The sequence below is a fragment of the Kitasatospora sp. NPDC015121 genome, assembly GCF_055562955.1.
The window spans coordinates 306,650-326,124 of the sequence record NZ_JBVHEH010000009.1; the positions used below are offsets into that span (position 1 = coordinate 306,650).

At 75.7% G+C, this 19,475-nt stretch carries 20 protein-coding genes; 9 read left to right on the forward strand and 11 right to left on the reverse strand.

The window, feature by feature from the left end; all coding sequences use genetic code 11:
* Positions 1 to 8: 8 nt before the first annotated feature.
* Together ACZ3J7_RS16085 and ACZ3J7_RS16090 are read left to right on the forward strand one after the other, a co-directional pair.
* Positions 9 to 509, forward strand: coding sequence for a MarR family winged helix-turn-helix transcriptional regulator (locus tag ACZ3J7_RS16085; protein WP_465621062.1), 501 nt, complete (start codon positions 9 to 11; stop codon positions 507 to 509).
* Positions 506 to 1,294 carry an alpha/beta fold hydrolase gene (locus ACZ3J7_RS16090; protein WP_465621067.1) on the forward strand — a complete coding sequence of 263 codons (789 nt, stop codon included), beginning with the start codon at positions 506 to 508 and terminating at the stop codon, positions 1,292 to 1,294. The genes ACZ3J7_RS16085 and ACZ3J7_RS16090 overlap by 4 nt, the downstream gene beginning before the upstream one ends.
* A 102-nt stretch (positions 1,295 to 1,396) precedes the next feature.
* Here the strand turns inward: ACZ3J7_RS16090 and ACZ3J7_RS16095 are convergent, their stop codons facing one another.
* The 6 genes from ACZ3J7_RS16095 to ACZ3J7_RS16120 all read right to left on the reverse strand — a co-directional run bounded on the left by ACZ3J7_RS16095 (position 1,397) and on the right by ACZ3J7_RS16120 (position 6,278).
* Entirely contained in the window at positions 1,397 to 1,930 is a 534-nt protein-coding gene (locus ACZ3J7_RS16095; RefSeq protein ID WP_465621068.1) for a GNAT family N-acetyltransferase, read from the reverse strand.
* A gap of 35 nt (positions 1,931 to 1,965) precedes the next feature.
* Positions 1,966 to 2,283 (reverse strand): hypothetical protein, encoded by a 318-nt coding sequence (locus ACZ3J7_RS16100; protein WP_465621070.1) that lies wholly within the window; start codon positions 2,281 to 2,283, stop codon positions 1,966 to 1,968.
* 1 nt (position 2,284) lies between these two features.
* On the reverse strand, positions 2,285 to 3,199 hold the full coding sequence (locus tag ACZ3J7_RS16105) for a nucleotidyltransferase domain-containing protein (RefSeq protein ID WP_465621072.1): 915 nt from the start codon (positions 3,197 to 3,199) through the stop codon (positions 2,285 to 2,287).
* 357 nt (positions 3,200 to 3,556) lie between these two features.
* Positions 3,557 to 5,029 (reverse strand): glycoside hydrolase family 10 protein, encoded by a 1,473-nt coding sequence (locus ACZ3J7_RS16110; RefSeq protein ID WP_465621074.1) that lies wholly within the window; start codon positions 5,027 to 5,029, stop codon positions 3,557 to 3,559.
* A 247-nt stretch (positions 5,030 to 5,276) separates the two neighbouring features.
* Positions 5,277 to 5,792, reverse strand: coding sequence for a GNAT family N-acetyltransferase (locus tag ACZ3J7_RS16115; RefSeq protein ID WP_465621076.1), 516 nt, complete (start codon positions 5,790 to 5,792; stop codon positions 5,277 to 5,279).
* Between the two features lie 60 nt (positions 5,793 to 5,852).
* Positions 5,853 to 6,278 (reverse strand): ankyrin repeat domain-containing protein, encoded by a 426-nt coding sequence (locus ACZ3J7_RS16120; protein ID WP_465621079.1) that lies wholly within the window; start codon positions 6,276 to 6,278, stop codon positions 5,853 to 5,855.
* Positions 6,279 to 6,646: 368 nt separating this feature from the next.
* Between ACZ3J7_RS16120 and ACZ3J7_RS16125 the strand changes: the two genes are divergently transcribed.
* The 3 genes from ACZ3J7_RS16125 to ACZ3J7_RS16135 all read left to right on the forward strand — a co-directional run bounded on the left by ACZ3J7_RS16125 (position 6,647) and on the right by ACZ3J7_RS16135 (position 9,248).
* Positions 6,647 to 6,841 carry a hypothetical protein gene (locus tag ACZ3J7_RS16125; protein ID WP_014134294.1) on the forward strand — a complete coding sequence of 65 codons (195 nt, stop codon included), beginning with the start codon at positions 6,647 to 6,649 and terminating at the stop codon, positions 6,839 to 6,841.
* Positions 6,842 to 6,951: 110 nt separating this feature from the next.
* Positions 6,952 to 8,613, forward strand: coding sequence for an FtsK/SpoIIIE domain-containing protein (locus ACZ3J7_RS16130; RefSeq protein WP_465621081.1), 1,662 nt, complete (start codon positions 6,952 to 6,954; stop codon positions 8,611 to 8,613).
* 260 nt (positions 8,614 to 8,873) lie between these two features.
* The gene (locus tag ACZ3J7_RS16135; RefSeq protein WP_014134296.1) at positions 8,874 to 9,248 is read left to right on the forward strand and encodes an RNA polymerase-binding protein RbpA; all 375 of its coding nucleotides are present in this window, start codon (positions 8,874 to 8,876) and stop codon (positions 9,246 to 9,248) included.
* Between the two features lie 84 nt (positions 9,249 to 9,332).
* Here ACZ3J7_RS16135 and fxsA read toward each other — a convergent pair whose 3' ends face one another.
* The 5 genes from fxsA to ACZ3J7_RS16160 all read right to left on the reverse strand — a co-directional run bounded on the left by fxsA (position 9,333) and on the right by ACZ3J7_RS16160 (position 14,891).
* Positions 9,333 to 9,923 (reverse strand): FxsA family membrane protein, encoded by a 591-nt coding sequence (gene fxsA, locus ACZ3J7_RS16140; RefSeq protein ID WP_465621084.1) that lies wholly within the window; start codon positions 9,921 to 9,923, stop codon positions 9,333 to 9,335.
* A gap of 137 nt (positions 9,924 to 10,060) precedes the next feature.
* A complete protein-coding gene (lnt, locus tag ACZ3J7_RS16145; protein WP_465621086.1) occupies positions 10,061 to 11,731 on the reverse strand; it encodes an apolipoprotein N-acyltransferase in 1,671 nt (556 codons plus the stop codon).
* A 156-nt stretch (positions 11,732 to 11,887) separates the two neighbouring features.
* The gene (locus ACZ3J7_RS16150) at positions 11,888 to 12,700 is read right to left on the reverse strand and encodes a M48 family metallopeptidase (RefSeq protein WP_465621088.1); all 813 of its coding nucleotides are present in this window, start codon (positions 12,698 to 12,700) and stop codon (positions 11,888 to 11,890) included.
* An 84-nt stretch (positions 12,701 to 12,784) separates the two neighbouring features.
* Entirely contained in the window at positions 12,785 to 14,395 is a 1,611-nt protein-coding gene (locus tag ACZ3J7_RS16155) for an amidohydrolase (protein ID WP_465621090.1), read from the reverse strand.
* Positions 14,396 to 14,450: 55 nt separating this feature from the next.
* Entirely contained in the window at positions 14,451 to 14,891 is a 441-nt protein-coding gene (locus tag ACZ3J7_RS16160) for an Lrp/AsnC family transcriptional regulator (protein ID WP_465621091.1), read from the reverse strand.
* 207 nt (positions 14,892 to 15,098) lie between these two features.
* On the opposite strand from ACZ3J7_RS16160, the gene ACZ3J7_RS16165 reads away from it, so the two are divergent.
* From ACZ3J7_RS16165 to ACZ3J7_RS16180, 4 genes are all read left to right on the forward strand, one after another.
* The gene (locus tag ACZ3J7_RS16165) at positions 15,099 to 15,500 is read left to right on the forward strand and encodes a hypothetical protein (protein ID WP_465621093.1); all 402 of its coding nucleotides are present in this window, start codon (positions 15,099 to 15,101) and stop codon (positions 15,498 to 15,500) included.
* 125 nt (positions 15,501 to 15,625) lie between these two features.
* Positions 15,626 to 16,258 (forward strand): uridine kinase family protein, encoded by a 633-nt coding sequence (locus tag ACZ3J7_RS16170; RefSeq protein WP_465621094.1) that lies wholly within the window; start codon positions 15,626 to 15,628, stop codon positions 16,256 to 16,258.
* Between the two features lie 306 nt (positions 16,259 to 16,564).
* Positions 16,565 to 18,433: an AAA family ATPase gene (locus ACZ3J7_RS16175; protein ID WP_465621117.1), complete on the forward strand. Its 1,869-nt coding sequence runs from the start codon at positions 16,565 to 16,567 to the stop codon at positions 18,431 to 18,433.
* Positions 18,430 to 19,236 (forward strand): DUF4230 domain-containing protein, encoded by an 807-nt coding sequence (locus ACZ3J7_RS16180; protein ID WP_465621096.1) that lies wholly within the window; start codon positions 18,430 to 18,432, stop codon positions 19,234 to 19,236. Before ACZ3J7_RS16175 ends, ACZ3J7_RS16180 begins: the two co-directional genes overlap by 4 nt.
* Positions 19,237 to 19,475 lie beyond the last annotated feature (239 nt).

Below are 19,475 nucleotides of genomic sequence, written 5' to 3' on the forward strand. Positions count from 1 at the left end.
CTGGGCGGGTGACCGTGACCCCGACCCCAGCGTCCACCGCCGCCCCGGAGTTGGTGCGGCTGGAGGCGGCGCTGTCCGCGCTGGTCCGGTGGAGCGAGAGCAGGCACGTGCGCGCCGAGGTGGCCCGGCTGGCCGGGTGCGACATGCCGGCCAGTGCGCTGCGGCTGCTGGAGCACTTCGCGGCGGCGGGCCCGATGCGGGTCTCCGACATCGCCGAGTGCCTGCGCGTCGACGTCTCGACGGTCTCGTTGCAGTTGCGCCGGCTGCGCGCCGACGCGCTGGTCGTCCGGCGCGCCGACCCGGCCGACGGCCGTTCCGGCGTGGTCGCGATCACCGAGGAGGGCCGCCGGGTGCTGGCCCGGGTCCGGGCCGCCCGCCAGGGCCTGCTCGCCGAGGTGTTCGGCGCCACCCCACCCGATCGACTCGGCCGGGCCGCCGACGTGTTGGGCCTGGTCCAGGAGCACATGTCGGCGGCGGCCGGCCCGGCCCGCACCGAGGAGTCCGCGTGACCCCGCGCCAACCCGCCCCCGGGCTCACGGTGTTCGGGCCGGACAGCGCTCCCCCGCTGGTCCTGGTGCACGGCATCCGGCTGTCCGCCACGATGTGGCGCCCGCACGTCCACCGCCTCGCCCCCGACTTCCGGGTCAGCACCCCCGACCTGCCCTGCCACGGCGCCCTCGCCGACCGCCCGTTCACCCTGGACGCGGCCGTCGCCGCCGTCGACGCGGCCGTCCGGGAGGCGTACGAGTCGACCGGGCGGCGCCCGCTGCTGGCCGGGATGTCACTCGGCGGCTACGTCGCGCTGGCCCACGCCGCCCGCCACCCCGAGGGCGCCGGCGGCCTGCTCCTGCACGCCTGCACGGCCCGCACCACCGGCCGCCGGATCGCCCTGTACGCGGCTGCCGGGCGGCTCAACGACCGCCTCGGACACGAGCGTTCGGCCCGTCTGCAGGACCGGGCGCTGCGCCGGATGCTGCCGCCGGAGTCGGCCGAGGCGGCCCTCGCCGGGGGCTTCCACCTGCCCGCGCTGACCGCGGGCGTCGCCGAGCTGCGCCGCCACGACTTCCTCGCGCTGGCCGCCCGGCTGAGCACGCCCACCCTGTTCCTGAACGGCCGCTCCGACCTGCCGTTCCGGGCCGACGAGCGCCGGTTCCTGGCCGCCGTCCGCGCCGCCGGCACCCCCGCCCGGCTCTTCCACACCCAGGGCGGCCACCTGCTCAGCCTCACCGACCCGGACCGCTTCACCACCCTGCTCCGCCGCACCCACCGCCGCCTGCTCCCCCAGCCGAACTGACCGAACCGGCCCGGCCGAACTGACCCGGCCGAACCGGCCCGGCGGAACCGGCCCGGCGGAACCGGCCCGACCGGTCCACGGCGCCGGGGACCCGACGGCCGCTCACGCCCGCAGCCGGTACACCACCGCACGCTGCCCGGGCCCCGGCGGGAGGTCCGGGTCCAGGAAGTCCGCCGCCGGGTCGTGCGCCATGCCGAGCCGCTCGGCGACCGCCCGCGAGGGCGCGTTGTCCGCGGCGATCAGCGCCAGGATCTCCGACAGCCCCAACTCCTCGAAGCCGTAACGGAGTACGGCCCGCCCGGCCTCGGTGGCGTAGCCGTGGCCCCAGGCGTCCCGGTGCAGCCGCCAGCCGGCCTCGACGCCGTCGAAGGGCATCCCCTCGTCGACCGGGTCGAGCCCGGCGAAGCCCAGGAAGCGCCGCTCGGCGCGGAGTTCGACCGCCCACCAGCCCCAGCCGCGCTGCGCCAGATCGGCCCGGAAGTGCTCCAGCGCGGCGGCGGCCCGTGCCCGGTCGAGCACCGGCCCGAGGTGGCGCCGCACCTCGGGGTCGGCGTTGAGTTCCGCCCACCGGTCCAGGTCCTCGTCCCGCCACTGCCGCAACAGCAGCCGGGGCGTGGTCAGTTCAACGCTCGCCATGCCGAAGCACTCCTCTCCGTTCCCGCCCGTACCACTCAGTCACCGACGAACAGCACCCAACTGCCGGGCGTGGCGGCGCAGTCGGCGAGCATGCGGCCCAGGTCGTCGACCGCCTCCCGCTGCTCCGGCGTCTCGGCCAGCGCCGCCAGGGCGGCGAGCTCGGCGAGCGCCGCGCCCGCGTCCTGCTCGTTCAGCGCGGTGTCCCGGTAGGGGTCGATCCGGCCCAACCGGCCCTGTCCGTAGGGAAGTCGGGACAGCACCAGAGCGAGCGCCCCGCCGTTCGCGTAGGAGCCGCGCAGCGGCCGGGAGCGGCGGTTCGGCCGTTCGGCGTACAGCTCGATCTCGATGCCCATCTCAGCGTCCTCCGCCCGGTGCTTCGGCCGGCGGTGCCTCGGCGGCCAGTGCTTCGGCGGCCAGCCCGTCCGCGGCGTCCAGGACGGCCGCCAGGCTCGCCGGATCGGTGCCGGCGGGCGCGAAGAGCCGCTGCGCCCGGTGCGCGAAGTCCGGCGGCGCGGTGGGCAGTCGGCCGGTCGAGGCGATCGCGCCCTTCTCGTTGACCAGCCACTGTCCGGCCCGCGCGTGCAGGACGTGCGTCAGCAGTCCGACAGCCCGGAACAGGCAGCCGGCGACGTACCCGGCGTCGCCGCGCTCGGCGCCCTTGCGGGCGTTGGCCAGCGCGAACGGGACCTCCCAGCCGGCGTCCGCCTCCAGGGTGCGCGCCAACTCGGCCGGGAACCGCTCCACTTCGCCCTTCAGCGCGGCCAACTCCCCTTCGGGGTCGGCCAGTACCCGGGCGAGCGCCAGCTCGCCGGGGTAGGCGTAGGAGGGCACGCCGTACGGGTGCCCGGCCTGCTGGCCGCTCACGTAGCGGCCGTGGCGGGCCTCGGCGGCGTAGTGGCGCACCCGCCGCACGTCCCGGTACAGCCAGTCCACCCGGGCCGGTCCGATGTCCAGCCAGGCGCCGCCGTCCACCCAGGGGCCCCAGCCGCCGGGTTCGGAGACCTCGACGGGCTTGCCGCACAGTTCGGCGGCCAGCGCGCGCAGTGCGGCGGTGTCGAGCTCCCCGGGCCGGTAGTACAGGCCGAGGTCGTAGTCGGAACCGGGCCCGTGCGCCCCGCGCGCCCGGCTCCCGCCGAGGCAGACCCCGACGATCCCGCCGACCCGCGCCAGCCGCCCCGCGATCCGCTCCACCTCGCCGGGCGCCAACTCTCCGGAGGCCGACTCCCCGGCTCCCGGCTCCAGCACGCCACCACCACTGTCGTCACTCATCGCCCGCCACCCTGCCGCACCGCACCGCCCACCGCCAGGCGTTTTCCGCCCGGGCGTGTCGCCCCGGCGAGCACCCAAAGCACCCGGAGCACCCGGAGCACCCGGAGCGCCCGGAGCGCCCGGAGCACCCGGAACACAGGAAGCCCCGGAATCCCGGAATCCCGGAGCACGGGGGCGCGCGGTGGAGGCGCCGCACCGCCCCCACCGCGCTGCCGGCCGCCACCCGCGAGGCGGCCGGTCCGGAACCGGACGGGAAGCGGACCGCCCCCGGTCTCGCGCGTCTCGCGCGCGGTCAGCTTCCCGTCCGGCCCTGGTCCGGTCGGCACCCGGGCCGCCCGCCCGGGTGCCGGAGCGGGATCAACCCGCCGAGCAGGCCACCCCGTTGAGGGCGAATCCGGTCGCGGCGGCCGCGTTGCCGGTGTGGTTGGCCTGGAAGCCGAAGCTGGTGGAGCCCCCGGCCGGGATCGCCGCGTTGTACGACAGGTTGCTCGCCCCGACCTGGCCGGTGGCGGGGCTGACGGTCGCGTTCCAGGCGTTGGTGACGGTCTGCCCGCCGGGCAGCGTGAAGGTCAGCTTCCAGCCGTTCACGGCGCCGCCGCCGGTGTTGGTGACGGTCACGTTCTCGGTCAGCCCGGTGTTCCAGGCGCTGACCTGGGTGCTGACCTTGCACCCGGTCCCGGTCGGCGGCACCGACGGCGAGGTGGACGGGGACGCGGACGGCGAGGGCGAGACCGACGCGGAGGCGGACGGGGACGGCGAGGAGGAGGTACTCCCGCCGAGCGCCGTCACCGTCGCGTTGTACGCGGCCTTCGGCTGGTAGTTGGCGTCGTACATGGTGGCCGCGCCGTAGCCGGAGAAGAAGTCCGGGATCCACGAGTCCGGGTCGCCGACGCCCCACTGCGAGACGCCCACGCAACCGGCCACCGCGAGGCAGGTGTTGACCACGTAGGCGTAGTCGGTGGCCTGCTGGGCGAGGTTGGCGGCGCTGGCCGGGACGGGCATCCGGTCGTCCAGCTCGGTGATGGCGACGTCCACGCCGAGCGCGGTGAAGCGCTGCATGTTGGCCTTCAGGGAGCCGGGCACCTGGCCGACGATGAAGTGGCTCTCGAAGCCGACGCCGTCGATCGGCACGCCCTGCTGCTTGAGCGAGGACACCAGCTGGTACATGGCGTCGCTCTTCGCGCCCAGGCCCTCGATGTTGTAGTCGTTCAGGTAGAGCTTGGCGTTCGGGTCGGCGGCGTGCGCGGTGCGCAGCGCGTCGGCGATGTAGCCGGGGCCCATCGCGTTGGTGAAGGCGTCGCTGCGCAGCGTGCCGTCCTCGTTGAAGGGCTCGTTGACGACGTCCCAGGAGTAGACCTGGCCCTTGTAGTGGGTGGCCTCGGTGGTGATGTGCTTCTCCATCGCGGCCTGCACCTGGTTGGTGGGCAGGCTGCTGACCCAGTTGGGCAGTTGGCTGTGCCAGACCAGGGTGTGGCCGCGCACCCGCATGCTGTGGGCCTTGGCGAAGGAGACGATCTGGTCGCCGGGGCCGAAGTTGAAGGTGCCGGCGGAGGGTTCGGTGGTGTCCCACTTCATCTCGTTGCCGGGGGTGACCACGTCGAACTGGGTGCCGGCGATGGCGGTGATGGTGGAGCTGTTCAGGTTGGACTGGGTCAGCGCGGTGCCGAAGTAGCTGCCCTTGGCCTCGGCGAGGTCGCGCAGGGTGGTGCCGGCGGCGCCGGCCGGCCCGCTGCCGAGGGTGGCGGCGGCCAGCAGTCCGCCGGTGGCGGCGAGGGCGAGCGCGGCGAGGGCGCGCCCGGGCCGGCGTGCTGCGTGCGACTGTGCAGCCATGGTTCGTCCTTCCGGGGGGTGGGTGGGGTGCACGGACCGTACGGCGGGCCGCGCGGGCCCGGCAACGACGGCCCGGAGGGCCCGAACTCCCCCGGCCGCCACCCGGGTTCCGAAATTTTCGACGGACGTTCGACAGTCGTTCGACGCCCGGCGCTCCGACCTGCGGCGCAGTCCCGAAACAACGGAGCGGCCGCCGGCCCGGCGTTCCGGGTCCGCGGCCGCCCGGCTTCCCCGGCGGGCGAGAAAGTTACAGCTCCCGCGGGCCGGCGCCCGGCGCCAGGGCCGCGACGACCAGCTCCTTGCCCATGCAGACGCTCTGCTCGTGGTCCTTGTAGTAGCCGAACTTGGCGATCTCGGCGTAGCCCTCGGAGCGGTAGAGCGCGATCGCCTCGGGCTGCAGGGTGCCGGTCTCCAGCACCAGCCTGGTCCGGCCGGCTGCGACGGCGGCGGCCTCCAGGTGGCGCAGCACGGCACGGGCGTGGCCCCGACCGCGGGCCTCGGGGACGACGTACATCCGCTTGAGTTCGGCGTCGCCGTCGCGCAGCCCGTCCGCGTCGCGCTCCTTGGCGCGCCATCCGCCGCAGGCCACCGGTCGGCCGTCCGCCCGGTAGCCGATCACGAACAGCCCGGCGGGCGGGTCGAAGTGGTCGGCGTGGATGACGGTCTGGTCGCCGTCGCCGTACCGGCGGACGTACTCCTGCTGGACGTCGGCGGCGAGCTGCTGGGCGTCGGGGTGGCCGAAGCCGGTGGTGCGGATCTCCATGACGGCCAAGGGTACGGGCCCGCCCCCGGTGCGCGGTGGCGGGCCCGGGCCGGTGCCGGGTCAGCCGCGGGTGAGGCGGGCGACCAGGTCGTCCTTGCCGAACATCCGGGCCGCGTCGAGCGCGGAGGGGACGCCGGCGTTCGGGTCGGCGCCGTGCGCGAGCAGGGCGTCGACGACCTCGGTGGCGCCCTTGAAGACGGCGCCGGCCAGCGGGGTCTGGCCCCGGTCGTTGGCCCGGTCGGCCCGGGCGCCGCGCTCCAGCAGGGCGGTGACGGCGGCGGCGTGGCCGTGGTAGGCAGCGAGCATCAGCAGGGTGTCGCCGCGGTCGTTGGTGAGTTCGACGGGGGTGCCGGCGTCGAGGTAGGCGGCGAGCAGCGCGGCGTCGCCGGTGCGGGCGGCGTCGAAGAGCCGTCCGGCGAGTTCGATCACCTCCTCGTCGGGACCGGTGTCGGCGGTGGGGCCGGCCTGCGCGGTGGGGTCGGTCATCGGGGGTGTTCCGCCTTCCGGGTCAGCGGCCGTACGCGCCGTACGGACCGTCACGCGTCCGGCCGTCGGGGCCGCCGCGCGTCTGGTCGTGCCACCGCGAACGCTAGCGGACGCCGTCCGGCCGCGGCGCGGTACCGCCGTACGGGCGAATTCCGGGTGGACGGGGCGCGGCCGCGCCCGGCGCGGGGACGCCTGGGTGCGCCGGTGCGATCCACTGGCCCCGTACGGGCCCGAACCGCGGGACGTATACCGCCGATCCGGGCGCCGGGTGAGATCCACCCGTTTGCCGTCCCCCATCATCTATTACTTTTTGTCACCATTGAGGCACTTTCTGTTACACCGTCCCGCCCCTCGTGAGGAGCAATCCCGTGATTCTCTCCATCTCCGGCATCGTCCTGTTCGGCGTGATCGCCTTCCTGTTCTTCCGCCGGGACGGGTTGAAGATCTCGCATGCCCTGGTGTGCGCGCTGTTCGGTTTCTACGTCGCGGGTTCCTCGATCGCCCCGAGCATCCAGGCGGGCGGTGCGAGCCTGGCCAGCCTGATCGGCGGCCTGAAGTTCTGAGCGGTCCCTGCTCCTTACGGCCCGGGCGCGGAGATCCCACCGCCCCGGGCCTTCTGCCACCCCCACCACCGCCGTCCCCACCACCGCCGTCCCCTGCCCCCGGAGCCCGCATGTCCCTCACCCGCCACTTCTCCCGCGGCCGCGAGATGGCCCGCAGCGTCGGCGACCACGCCGCCGACGTGTTCGCGCCGCTGACCCTGATCGGCCGCGGCCTGCGCCGCCACGCCGACTGGGCGAAGGCCCGCTGGGCGGCCACCCCGAAGGAGCGGCGCGGCCCGACGCTGCTGGTCGGCGCGGCCGTGGTGCTCGGCGTCCTCCTGCTGCCGCACGGCCCGCTGCTGGCGATCGTCGCGCTGCTCGCCTCGGCCGCCTGGGTCGGCCGCCGGCCCGGGGCCGCGGCCGAGCCCGCGCCGGACCCGGCCGACACCAAGCTGCCCGCGCTGTACGCGGCGCTCACCCCGTACTTCGGCGGCTTCGACGACCCGGGCGCGCTGTACCGGCCCGAGGGCGACTGGAAGGCGGCGTTCGGCGACTGGGAGTTCGACCCGGACGGGCGGCTGGCGGTGCTGGAGATCGGCTACCCGGCGTACTTCACCGACACCGAGCCGGCCGCCCGGGCCCGGATCGAGCAGGTGGTGCAGGGCAAGGCGGGGCGCTCCCGGGAGTACCGCTTCGACTGGGACGAGGAGTCGAACCGGCTGCGGGTGACGGCGCTGACGCCGCTGCCGGCCGACATCGCGGCGCAGCGCTTCGTGACGGCGCCGGGCGAGATCGTGCTGGGCTTCACCGACGGCGCGGGCAGCCGGCGCACCATCCCGGTCGAGCAGGGCGGCGTCACCGAGCAGCAGCCGCCGGTCGTCTGGCGGGTCGGGCCGCGCTCGGCCGAGCCGCACCTGCTGGCGCTGGGCGCGCCGGGCCACGGCACCTCGACGCTGCTGCGCTCGATCGCGCTGCAGGCGCTGCCGCACGGCGACCTGGTGGTGGTGGACGGGGCGAGCACCGGCGAGCACGCCTGCCTGGTGAACCGGCCGGGCGTGCACACGGTGGAGACCAGCCTGCACGGGGCGCTGGCCGCGCTGGAGTGGTGCGCGCAGGAGACCGAGCGCCGGCTGGTCGCGCTGAACGCGGCCCGGCACCACGGGCTGGCGGCGCCCGCCGACGTGACCCGGCCGCTGTGGATCCTGCTGGACCGGGTCACCGAGCTGTCCGAGCTGGCGCACGCCGAGGGCCGCACCGACCCGCAGGAGCTGCTGGAGGTGCCGCTGCGGCACGGCCGGGCGGCGCGCGTGACGGTGGTGTTCGCGGACGCGCTGGACGCGCTGGGCCGGATCTCCCCGACCGTCCGCGCCTGCACCCGGGCCCGGGTGGTGCTCGGTCCGGTGAACGCCGAATCCGGCCCGGCGGCGCTGGGCGGCCCGCTGGACATCGCGCCCGCCGCGCACACCCCGCCCGGCCGCGGCTACGCCCGGATCGGCACCGCCGGGCCGGTCCGGCTCCAGGTCCCGGTGACCGTCGACCCGCTGGACGAGGACGCCCCGGAGCAGTTGCGGGACGCGGTGGCCGCGCTGCTGCCGCACCGCGGGCCGCGCGCGGCGGCGCCCGCGGCCCCGGCTCCGGCCGAGCCCGCCGGGGCGACCCGGATCGGCGACGCGCCGCCCGTCCCGCCCGTCCCGCCCCTGCCGCCCGAAACCGTTCCCGAGGCCGTTCCGGCGGACCTGACCAAGGGAGCGGCACCGGAGGCCGCGCCGGCCCCCTCCCGTCCGGTCTGGTAGGAATTCCGGTGGCGGTCCCGGTCCGGTGGCGCCGGTCGGGCCGGTGAACTTCGGCGGACCATAAGTGCACAAAATGTGACACGCCGGGTGATAACACCGCTCAGATGTGACAAAACGGGCGACCATGGGTACAAACAGGGGCGGCACGACAGGCGACGTATGTCCCGATCGGGAATCTTCGTCAAAGGTCGGGCGTTGGACCCATCGACGAAGACAGCGACCACTAGTCCTGTGGGCAAGAAGCCCGGGAGGCACGATTCATGAGCGAGCGAGCTCTCCGCGGCACGCGACTCGGGGCGACCAGCTACGAGACCGACCGCGGCATTGACCTGGCACCGCGCCAGACCGTCGAGTACGCATGTCAGAACGGACACCGCTTCGAGGTCCCGTTCTCGGTCGAGGCGGAGATCCCCGTGGTGTGGGAGTGCCGTTTCTGCGGCCAGGAGGCCGCCCTCCTCGACGGCGAGGAGCCGGAGGAGAAGAAGACCAAGCCCACCCGCACCCACTGGGACATGCTGATGGAGCGCCGCACCCGTGAGGAGCTGGAGGAGGTGCTGGCCGAGCGGCTGGCCGTCCTGCGCTCCGGCGGGATGAACCTGGCGATCCACCCCCGCGACTCGCGCAAGTCGGCCTGACACCGAGCCGCGACCGCCGCATCGACGCCGAAGGGCCCCGGTTCCCACCGGGGCCCTTCGGCGTGCCCGCCCGCCGAGGGGGCGTCAGGGCGCGATCGGCGGGCGGTGGTCGGCGCCCGGGCCGGACGGGTCGGCGGGGCCGCCGCGCGGGCCGGCCGGCGGGTCGACGACCTCGCCCTGGACGACCTTGCCGTCCGGGCGGTGGATCCGCAGCTGCTCCTGCAGCCGCATCGCGTCGGCGAACCGGTCCGCGCCGACCGGGGAGGTCGAGCGCAGCGCCGAGCCGGTGATCCGGCGGCCGACGACGCGCCACAGGGCGCGGGTCGGCGGCAGCAGGAGGGTCGCGGCCAGCAGGTCGGACAGGAAGCCCGGGACCATCAGCAGCACGCCGGCCAGCACCGTCATCGAGGTGCCGGTCTGCGGCTGCGCGGACTGCGGGTCCCTGGACAGCTCGACGGCGGCCTTGAACGCCCGCGCCCCGGCACGCTTGATCAGCGTGCCGCCCAGGAAGACGCCGCCGACCAGTAGCAGCAGGGTCGGGAACCAGCCGATCCAGCCGGCCACCAGCGTGAGCAGCCAGATCTCCAGCACCAGCCAGGCCACGATCAGCAGCGGCACGGTTCGGGCGAGCCGGCCTCGGCGGGCCGGGCGGGCCGGGGTTGCTTGCTGGGACACGGTACGGATCCACTCCATCGCGGTGCTCTCCGCGGCGGCCGGCCTCCCCGGCCGCGTCCACGGCACCAACCAGCACAACGGCCCCGGGGCCCGCCGTGTTCCTCGGCGCGCCCGGGGCCGTCTCGCCCCGCCGCTGCTCAGACCGTGTGCGCGGCCCCGTCCGCGTCCGCGCCCGGGGCCCTCCGCCCGGCCCTCCGCCGGCGCACCCCGCCGGCCACCACGAACGCGCAGGCCAGCACGCCGCCGAGGGCCAGCACCCATTCGGGCCCGGCGCCGACCCGGTCCGCGAGGGTCTTCCCGTCGCGCAGCGGCACCAGCGCGCTGAGCACGGCCTGCTCCATCTCGCCGGTGCGCTGCTGCACCGTGCCGTCGGGGGCGATCACCGCGGAGACGCCGCTGGTCGCCGCGATCAGCACCGCCCGCCCGTGCTCGACGGCCCGCAGCCGGGACATCGCGAGTTGCTGCTCGGTCTGGCCGGTGTTGTTGTACGTGGCGTTGTTGGTCTGCACGACCAGGATCCGGCCGCCCTGGTTGACGGTGTCGCGGACGATGCCGTCGTACGCCACCTCGAAGCAGATCACGTCGCCGATCCGGGCCGGGCCGAGCTGCATGACGCCGTTGTGGTCGCCGGGGTAGAAGTCCCGGGCGACCCGCTGCAGGCGGCTGATCACCTTGGACAGCTCCTCCCGGAACGGCACGTACTCGCCGAACGGCACCGGGTGCTGCTTGGTGTAGGAGGCGCCGGGTCCGGTGGCCGGGTCCCAGACGATGCCCTCGTTCTGCACGTGCTGCGCGTCGGGGCCGTCGACCAGGGCGCCGACCAGGGTCGGCACGCCGATCGCCTTGACCGCCTCGTCGATCCGGGCGCGCGCCGCCGGGTCGGCGAACGGGTCGAGGTCGGAGGCGTTCTCCGGCCAGATCACCACGTCGGGCTTGGCGACCCGGCCGGCCGCGACGTCGGCGGCGAGCCGCTCGGTGGCCGTGGCGTGGTTGTCCAGCACCTCCATCGGACGGCCCAGGAAGTCCATGCCGGGGCGGTCCACGTTGCCCTGGACGAGGGCGACCTTCACGGTGTCGTCCGCCGAGGTCGGCACCGGCACCGCGTAGCCGACCAGCACCAGCGCGACGGCGCCCACCGCGCCCACCGCGGTGCGCCACGGCAGTTCGGTGTCGGTGCGCCGGGCGCGGGCCGCGCCGAGCGCCGCCCAGGCCAGCAGGGTACCGGCGGCCGCGACCGCGAAGGTCACCAGCGGGGCGCCGCCGAGCGCGGCCAGCGGCGTGAACGGGCTCGCGGTGTTGGCGAACGCCAGCCGGCCCCAGGGGAAGCCGCCGAACGGCAGCCGGTCGCGCATCCACTCCTGGGTGACCCAGAGCATCGCGCCCCACAGCGGCCAGCCGGGCAGCTTCGAGGTCAGTGCCAGGCCCGCGCCCATCAGCGCCAGGAACAGCGCCTCGATCAGCGACAGGCCGACGGTGGCGTCCCAGCCGACCGGGCGCAGCCAGGACAGCAGCACCACGAAGAACGGCACGCCGAACGCGAAGCCCAGCCAGGCGCCGTGCCGGGCCCGGCGGCCCCGGGTCAGCAGGGCCAGACCGGCCACCGCGAGGACCGACAGCGGCCACACGTCGTACGGCGGGAAGGCGAGGGCCAGGGCGAGGCCGGAGAGCGCGGCCAGGCCGGTCCGGGCCCACCAGCCCTTCCGGCCGCCGCGCGCGGGGGCGGACGGCCGCGGGGCGGCCCCGGCGGCCCGCTCCCCCTCGTGCCGTCCGTCCTGCCTGCCCTGCTCGTGCGAAACGGGCAGTGCCACCTGCGCACCACCTCTCTACCTCGGGATCGTCTCCGCGCGCGAAGGGGCACGCGTGTCCCACCTCGTTCGACGTCCCAGGAAAGGTACCTCACTCCCCTGCGGCGGCCGCCGGGCCGACGGCCCGTCAGCGGGCGGACGGGTCGGCGGCGGGCGGGGTCAGCGGAACAGGCGGCCCGGCCTGGAGCGGTCGCGCAGGGCGGCGAAGCGCTTGACCAGCACCGGGTGGGCGGAGAGGGCGTCGGCGACGAAGGCGAAGAAGCCGCGTTCGGTGGCGCCCCGGTCGGCCGTCGCGTCGAAGTCGACCCGCGGGTAGAGGTAGCGGCCGGCGGCGAGCACCGTCATGCCGCGGGAGCCGTCCGGGGTGAGGCTGTAGCCGTGGTCGTCGGCGGTGTACTCCTGGGCGCGGGAGAGGGTGGCGCCGGCGGCGATGTGCCCGACCTCGTGGCCGAGGACGAAGCGGAAGCCCTCCGGGTCGCGCAGGCGGCCGCCGACCTCGAACAGTTCGGAGTCGAACACCACGAAGCGGCGCCAGCCGTGGCCGGAGGCGAAGGCGTTCAGCACGACGAAGCCCTCCGGCACCCGGCGCAGCCCGTACGCCCGGGCGGCCTCGACGAGCATCGCGTGCGCCTCGGGGAACCGCTCGGGGGTGATCCGGACCCCGGACAGGCGCTGCCGGGCGTAGAGCGCGTCCCGGCTCAGGAGGACGGCGAGGACCGCGGCCAGGACCAGGCCGGCGACGGCGGTCAGCTCCGGCGGACCGTACACCGGGACGGTCACCGACGTGGCGAGCACCACGGCGGCGAACGCCCGCACCGGGGGCGTCTCCCAGGGGCGCTTGGCGATCGGCCCGCCCGGGAGCCCGCCCTCCGTCCTCCTCCGGACCGGCCCCGCGCCGCCCGTGCCCGGCAGCGGCCCCGGATCCCGGCCCGTGCCCGTGCCCGGTCTCGCACCCTCGTCGGTAGTGGCCACGGGGTCATCCGAACGGCCCAGCCGCCGCCGCCCCGAGCGGGGGTGGGCCGAACGGGTGAGGAGCGCCCCGTGCGGGGCCTCGGCTCAGGGTGCCTGGTGGACGGTGCGGCCGCGGACGACGGTGCGCAGGCAGGTGGGGAGGGGGGTGCCGGGGGTGAGGTCGGGCAGGCCCGGGGTGCCGGAGCGGGGGTCGGTGGACCAGCCGGCGACGCGGCTGTCGGGGGCCTGGACGACCAGGTCGCCGGTGGCCCAGATCGCGTAGGAGGCGAGGGCGCCGGGGACGAGGACGCCGTCGGTGTCGTGGCCGAGGGCGCGGTGGCCGCCCCGGGTGTGGGCGGTGAAGGCGGCGCGGACCGAGATCCGGTGCTCGGGGGTGCGGTGGAAGGCGGCGGCGCGGACGGTGCCCCAGGGGTCGAGCGGGGTGACCGGCGCGTCGGAGCCGAAGGCCAGCGGGACGCCGGCGCGCAGCAGCGCGGCGAAGGGGTTGAGGGCGGCGGCGCGCTCGGTGCCGAGCCGGGCGGCGTACATGCCGTCGGGGCCGCCCCAGGCGGCGTCGAAGGCGGGCTGGACGGAGGCGGTGAGGCCGAGTTCGGCGAACGCGGCGAGCGTCTCGGGGGTCAGCGCCTCGGCGTGCTCGACCCGGTGCCGGGCGGCCTTGACCCGGTCGAGGCCGAGCTTGTCGGCGGCGGCCCGGACGCCCTCGACGACGGCGGTGAGCGCGGCGTCGCCGATGGCGTGGAAGCCGGCCTGCAGGCCGGCCTCGGTGCAGGCGGTGACGTGGTCGGCGATCTCGGCGGCGGTGAGGTAGGCAACGCCGGTGTGCGGGGCGTCGTGGTACGGGTCGTGCAGGCAGGCGGTGTGCGAGCCGAGGGCGCCGTCGACGAAGAGGTCGCCGCCGGCGCCGACCGCGCCGAGCCGCTTGGCGGTGGCGACGCCCTCGGGGCCGAGTTCGCCCCAGTAGCCGTGGACCTCGGGCCCGTCGGTCTCGGCGGCGAGGGCGAGCAGCGCGGCGAGGTCCTCGGCGGAGGAGATCTGCGGTCCGGCGCACTCGTGCAGGGTGCCGATGCCGAGTTCGGCGGCGCGGCGCAGGGTGGCGTGCTGGGCGGCGCGGCGCTGTTCGGCGGTGAGGTGGGCGAGGGCGGCCTGCCGGACGGCGTGGTGGGCGTCTCGGGTGAGCGGGCCGGCGGCGTCGTGGCCGGGGAGCGCGTCGAGGCCGGGGACGAGGGCGCGCAGCGCGCTGGTGGCGAGGGCGGAGTGGACGTCGGTGCGGGAGAGGTAGAGCGGGGCGCTCCCGGCGGCGGCGTCGAGTTCGGCGAGGGTGGGGGCGCGGTGCTCGGGCCAGCGGGTCTCGTCCCAGCCGTGGCCGAGCAGGGCGCCGCCGGTGTGGTCGGCGGCGAACGCCCGGATCCGGTCGAGGGTTTCGGCGAGCGAGGTGCTGCCGGTGAGGTCGAGGCCGGTGAGGGCGAGGCCGGTGGAGGTGGCGTGCACGTGGGCGTCGACGAAGGCGGGGGTGACCAGGGCGCCGGCCAGTTCGACGATCTCGTCGGCGGCGTCGGCGTACGCTTCGGCGGCTCCGTCGCTGCCGACCCAGGCGACGTGCCGGCCCTCGACCAGCATGGCGGTGGCGAAGGGGTCGGCGGGGCTGTAGACGTTGCCGCCGCGCAGCAGCACGGTCCGGTCGGTGCGTTCGGTCATGGCGTCCAGTCTCGCACTGCGGACACCGGGGGCCCGACCGGGCCCGGAGCGCCGGTCAGAGCCTGGGCGGGCGGGCCTCGTACGGGGTGGAGAGGACGACGGTGGTGCGGGTGGAGACGCCGGCGGCGGAGCGGATCCGGGCGAGCAGGTCCTCCAGGTCGCCGGGGCCGGGGACGCGGACCTTGAGGATGTAGTTCTCGTCGCCGGCGACGCTGTGGCAGGCCTCGATCTCGGGGAGGGCGACCAGGCGTTCGGGGGTGTCGTCGGGGGCGCTGGGGTCGAAGGGCTTGACCGAGATGAACGCGGTGAGCGCCAGGTCGACGGCCTCGGGGTCGACGATGGCGGTGTAGCCGCGGATGACGCCGCGCTGTTCGAGGCGGCGCACCCGCTGGTGCACGGCCGAGGTGGACAGGCCGGTGGCCTTGCCCAGGTCGGTGTAGCTCATCCGTCCGTCCTGGAGCAGCAGCTGGACGATGCGCTGGTCTAGTTCCTCCACAAGGCGTCAACCTACTCGATCGCGCGGGGGCTGTGCAGACAGCTCGCGGGGGGCGCATCCGGGGGGCACATGCCAAGGGAATGTGGCGAGGAACACAACCGGTGCATCACCGTGCGCCGCAGTGCAGGGTTATGACACCCCGTCACTGGGAAGTGCTGCTGGTGGCCCGGACGACGAGGATTCCGGCCCGATCCGAGGGGGATCACCATGCCTTCCATCGACCAGCGTTCCGACGTCGAGGACGAACCCGGCGCGTCCGAGGCGCCCTTCGGGGCGGACTCGGGCGCGGCCGACACCTGGGAGACCGTGCGGGTGCACTGCCCGGTCTGCGACCGCCCGATCGCCCTGATCGGAGACGAGGAGCGCCTGCCGCAGCACGCGGTGCTGACCTCCGCCTGGAACCCCTTCCAGCCGGCCGTCTGCCGGGGCACCGGCGCGCCGACCGCCGAGCTGCCGGAGTGCGGGGAGTTCCCGGCGCCGGAGGGGGCGGACAACCTGGTGGTGCTGCCGACCGCGCTGGACTGGCGGACCCAGCCGTTCTCGCACGCCGGGGCCCACCGCGCGGTGCGCGCGTCCGTGCCCGCGCAGCGCGACCGCCGCGCGGCCTGAGCGCGCGCTGAACCGCGGCCGGCGGAGGGCCGGACCGTCCCAGCCGGTCCGACGTCCTGGCGGGGGCGCCGTCCGCGGTGCCCTCCGGGAGCCGCCCCGCACGTCCCGGCCCGTACCCTGGCCGGATGGATCCCGTCGTCCCCGAACCGCCCGCGCCGCCCGCGCTGGCCGCCGCCCTGCTCGCGCTGCCGCCCTCGCTGGGGCCGGTGCGGCTGGTCGCGGTGGACGGGCACGCGGGCTCCGGCAAGACGACCTTCGCGGGGCGGCTGTCGGCCGCGCTCGGCGGTGCGCCGGTGGTGCACCTGGACGACCTGGCGACGCACCGGGAGCCGTTCGGCTGGACGGAGCGGCTGCGCGCGGGGGTGCTGGAGCCGCTGGCGCGCGGCACGGCGGGGCGGCACCCGGTGTACGACTGGACGGCGCGGGCCTTCGGCGGCGCGCGGGAGGTGCCGGTGGCGCCGGTGGTGCTGCTGGAGGGGGTCGGCGCGGGCCGGCGGGCGGTGCGGCCGCACCTGGCGGCGCTGCTGTGGATGGAGCTGGAGCAGGCGGCCGCGCGGGCCCGCGGGGAGCGGCGGGACGGACCGGAACTGGCCGAGTTCTGGGCGGGTTGGGCGTGTGCGGAGCAGGCGCACTTCGCGGCCGACCCGAGCCGCCCGCATGCCGACGTCCGGATCGACGGGGTCACCGGGCGAATCCTTCGGAGCACCCTGAGTGAACCGCACACACCCCTCTTGACCTGCGACATCTCCAGGATTTAAGTTCTGCCTGTCGCGGAAATCAGTTGAATCCGCAACCACAGACACGGCGTCTCCGGTTTGTTCCCCCGTGAGCCGGAGGCGCCGTCCTGCCTCCTCCCGCGCGCGCCGGGATGCGATCGTCTCGCGCCATTCGCGCGCGCGGCACCCTTACGGATCAGCGCCGCGCCGGTACCATGCCACGCAGGCGCGCAGAGGAGCGCCCCGAGGTTCTGGCGGGGGGCGTCAGTGACGGTGGAGAGTTCCGGCGGCAACGGTTCCGCCGCGGCGGGTCCGGATCCGGACGCCGACCGCGCCTGGTCGCGCGCCATGGACGCCTACACGGCCGGTTCGTACGCCCGCGCGGAGGAGGAGTTCCGCGCCGCGGTCTACGCCGACCCGGGCATGGCGGACGCCTGGCTGGGCCTGCACGCGCTGCGCAGCGACACCGCGGGCGCGCTGCTGGCGATGCACCGGCACCGGGACCGCTTCGGCGAGCAGCGCGAGCGCCACCGCCGTCCGCTCAGTTCCTGGTACTGGCTGGGCTGGTGGGTGCAGCCGGTGCTGGAGACCCCGCAGGACCTGACGCTGGCGCACGCCTCGCACTGGCTGGACGGCCGCCACCTGCCCGAGCTGGAGCAGGCCCTGACGCTGTGTCCGCCGCCGGAGCGGGAGCCCGCGGTGCGTTTCCTGCACGCCTGCCGCTCCTACCTGTTGAAGGACTGGGAGCAGCTGGTCCGGGACACCGACCGGCTGCTGGACGACCCGCTGCTGGGCATCGAGGCGGGCCTGTTCGCCGGCATGGCCCGGGTCCGGCTCGACATGTGCGCGCAGGCCCAGCGCCCGCTGGCCGCCTCGCTGGCGCGCTGTCGCTCCGAGCAGCCGCAGCGCAAGGAGCTGCGCTACTGGCTGGCCCGGGCGTACGAGGGCGCCGGGCGCAGCGCGGCGGCGCTGCCGCTGTACCGGGCGGTGCACCGGGCGGACCCGGCGTTCATGGACACCGAGCAGCGGCTGGCGGCGATCGCGGCCGAGGACGGGCTGCTGGACGGCCGGGAGTTCGGCGGGTACCGGGGCGCGGCCGTGCCGTTGGAGGCGCTGGAGGAGTGGGGCGGGCCGGCCGGGCCGGGGCCGCTGGAGGAGTCGGGCGGGCCGGTGGAGTTCCGGGGCGGCTCGGGCGGGGTCAGCGCGGAGGCCTGCGCGGAGGAGGACGAGGCGCCGGCCGGGCCCGGGCGGGCGCAGCTGGCCGAACGGGCCTCCGGGGCTTCGCCGTTGCCGCCCCGGCTGGGTAACTGGCCGGCCGCGCAGGCGATTCCGGCGGCGGGTCCGAACCCGGCGCCGGCCGCCCGGCTGGAGCTGGACCTGGCGCTGGCCGAGCTGGAGGCGATGGTCGGCCTGGACCCGGTCAAGCGGCAGGTGCGGGCGCTGTCGGCGCAGCTGCGGATGGCCCGGCTGCGGGCGGACCGCGGCCTGCCGGTGCAGCCGCCGAAGCGGCACTTCGTGTTCTCCGGCCCGTCCGGCACCGGCAAGACCACGGTGGCGCGGATCCTCGGCCGGGTCTTCCACGCGCTCGGGCTGCTCTCCGGCGACCACCTGGTGGAGGCCCAGCGGGCGGACCTGGTGGGCGAGTTCCTGGGGCAGACGGCGGTGAAGGCGAACGAGCTGATCGACTCGGCGCTGGACGGCGTGCTGTTCATAGACGAGGCGTACTCGCTGGCCAACTCGGGCTACAGCAAGGGCGACGCGTACGGCGACGAGGCGCTGCAGGTGCTGCTGAAGCGGGCCGAGGACAACCGGGACCGATTGGTCGTCATCCTCGCGGGGTACCCGGACGGCATGAATCGACTGCTGGCAACGAACCCGGGTCTGAACTCCCGATTCACCACCCGGGTCGACTTCCCTTCCTACCGCCCCGCCGAGCTGGCCGACATCGGCCTCCAGCTGGCGCGGGCCGACGGTGACGACTGGGACGTGGACGCGACCGAGGAGCTGTCCTCGATCTGCGGGCACGTGGTCGCCGAGGGCTGGATCGACCGGCTCGGCAACGGCCGCTTCGTCCGCACCCTGTACGAGAAGTCCTGCGCCTACCGGGACCTGCGGCTCTCCGGCCAGCGCGGCACGCCCTCCCGGGAGGACCTGGCCACGCTGCGGCTGCCGGACCTGCTGCAGGCGTACGGCGAGCTGATCGACGGTCACCGGTGAACGGCCCGCGCAAAGCCCGGCCGGAGCGGCCGGAGGACGGGTCGGGACCGAGAGACGAGGACGAGCGGCCGGCGGACGTCCCCGCGCCGCGCCGGACGGACGAGCGGACGGCGGACGAACGGCGGGCGGACGAGCGGACCCGGGACGGGCGGGCGGCCCGGCCGCGCCGGGCGGTGCCCTGGTACGTGTCGCTGCCGGTCACGCTGGCCGTGATCGTGGCGCTGTTCCTGGCGATGGGGAATCTGGGCTGGCTGCCGGGCCTGCCGAACCCGTTCGCCGAGAAGACCGTCGACCGCAGCCAGCCCGCGGTCCTCAAGTCGGTGCGGGACATGAGCCGTTACAACGCGGCCACCGGTGACTTCCAGGTGATCGTGGACCTCGCGAACGAGGCGAAGTTCTTGCCGTCGGCGATCCTGGGCACCCGCAGCCTGTACGTGGGCGCGGGCAGCGTCGAGGCGTACGTGGACCTCGGGAAGCTCGGGGCGGACGCGGTGAAGGTCTCCGAGGACCGGCGCACGGCGTCCATCACCCTGCCGCACGCGCAGCTCGCCGGGGCGGCGCTCGACGTCAAGCGCTCCTACATGTACTCGCAGGAGCGCGGCCTGTTCGACCGGCTCGGCGACCTGTTCTCGTCGAGCACCTCGGAGGACCAGCACAAGGTGGAGCTGCTGGCCGTCGAGAAGATCGACAAGGCGGCGAAGGACAGCGGGCTGACGACGACCGCGGAGAACAACACCAAGGCGATGCTGACCGGCCTGCTGGGCTCGTTGGGCTTCACCCAGGTGACGGTGACCGTGGCCTGAGGCGCCCGCCGGAGACGCGGGGGCCGGGGGGCCCCCCCCGGGGGGGGGGGGGGGCCCCCCCCCCCCCGGGGGGGGGGGGCCCCCCCCGGGGGGGGGGGGGGGGGGGGGGGGGGGGGGGGGCCGCCCCCCCCCCCCCCCGCCCCCCGCCCCCGGGTCAGAGCGGCTGCGGCTCCAGGTCCCGGTTGGTGCGCTGCCAGCCGCGGGCCGCGACGACCGACGGGTGGTCCTCGCCGAAGAGT

Excerpts from the sequence above, each read along its gene's own strand:
- ACZ3J7_RS16095 (WP_465621068.1), bottom strand. The coding sequence starts at position 1,930 with ATGGCGAGCGTTGAACTGACCACGCCCCGGCTGCTGTTGCGGCAGTGG.
- ACZ3J7_RS16100 (WP_465621070.1), bottom strand. The coding sequence starts at position 2,283 with ATGGGCATCGAGATCGAGCTGTACGCCGAACGGCCGAACCGCCGCTCC.
- ACZ3J7_RS16105 (WP_465621072.1), bottom strand. The coding sequence starts at position 3,199 with ATGAGTGACGACAGTGGTGGTGGCGTGCTGGAGCCGGGAGCCGGGGAG.
- ACZ3J7_RS16110 (WP_465621074.1), bottom strand. The coding sequence starts at position 5,029 with ATGGCTGCACAGTCGCACGCAGCACGCCGGCCCGGGCGCGCCCTCGCC.
- ACZ3J7_RS16115 (WP_465621076.1), bottom strand. The coding sequence starts at position 5,792 with ATGGAGATCCGCACCACCGGCTTCGGCCACCCCGACGCCCAGCAGCTC.
- ACZ3J7_RS16120 (WP_465621079.1), bottom strand. The coding sequence starts at position 6,278 with ATGACCGACCCCACCGCGCAGGCCGGCCCCACCGCCGACACCGGTCCC.
- ACZ3J7_RS16130 (WP_465621081.1), top strand. The coding sequence starts at position 6,952 with ATGTCCCTCACCCGCCACTTCTCCCGCGGCCGCGAGATGGCCCGCAGC.
- ACZ3J7_RS16135 (WP_014134296.1), top strand. The coding sequence starts at position 8,874 with ATGAGCGAGCGAGCTCTCCGCGGCACGCGACTCGGGGCGACCAGCTAC.
- ACZ3J7_RS16155 (WP_465621090.1), bottom strand. The coding sequence starts at position 14,395 with ATGACCGAACGCACCGACCGGACCGTGCTGCTGCGCGGCGGCAACGTC.
- ACZ3J7_RS16165 (WP_465621093.1), top strand. The coding sequence starts at position 15,099 with ATGCCTTCCATCGACCAGCGTTCCGACGTCGAGGACGAACCCGGCGCG.
- ACZ3J7_RS16170 (WP_465621094.1), top strand. The coding sequence starts at position 15,626 with ATGGATCCCGTCGTCCCCGAACCGCCCGCGCCGCCCGCGCTGGCCGCC.
- ACZ3J7_RS16175 (WP_465621117.1), top strand. The coding sequence starts at position 16,565 with ATGGACGCCTACACGGCCGGTTCGTACGCCCGCGCGGAGGAGGAGTTC.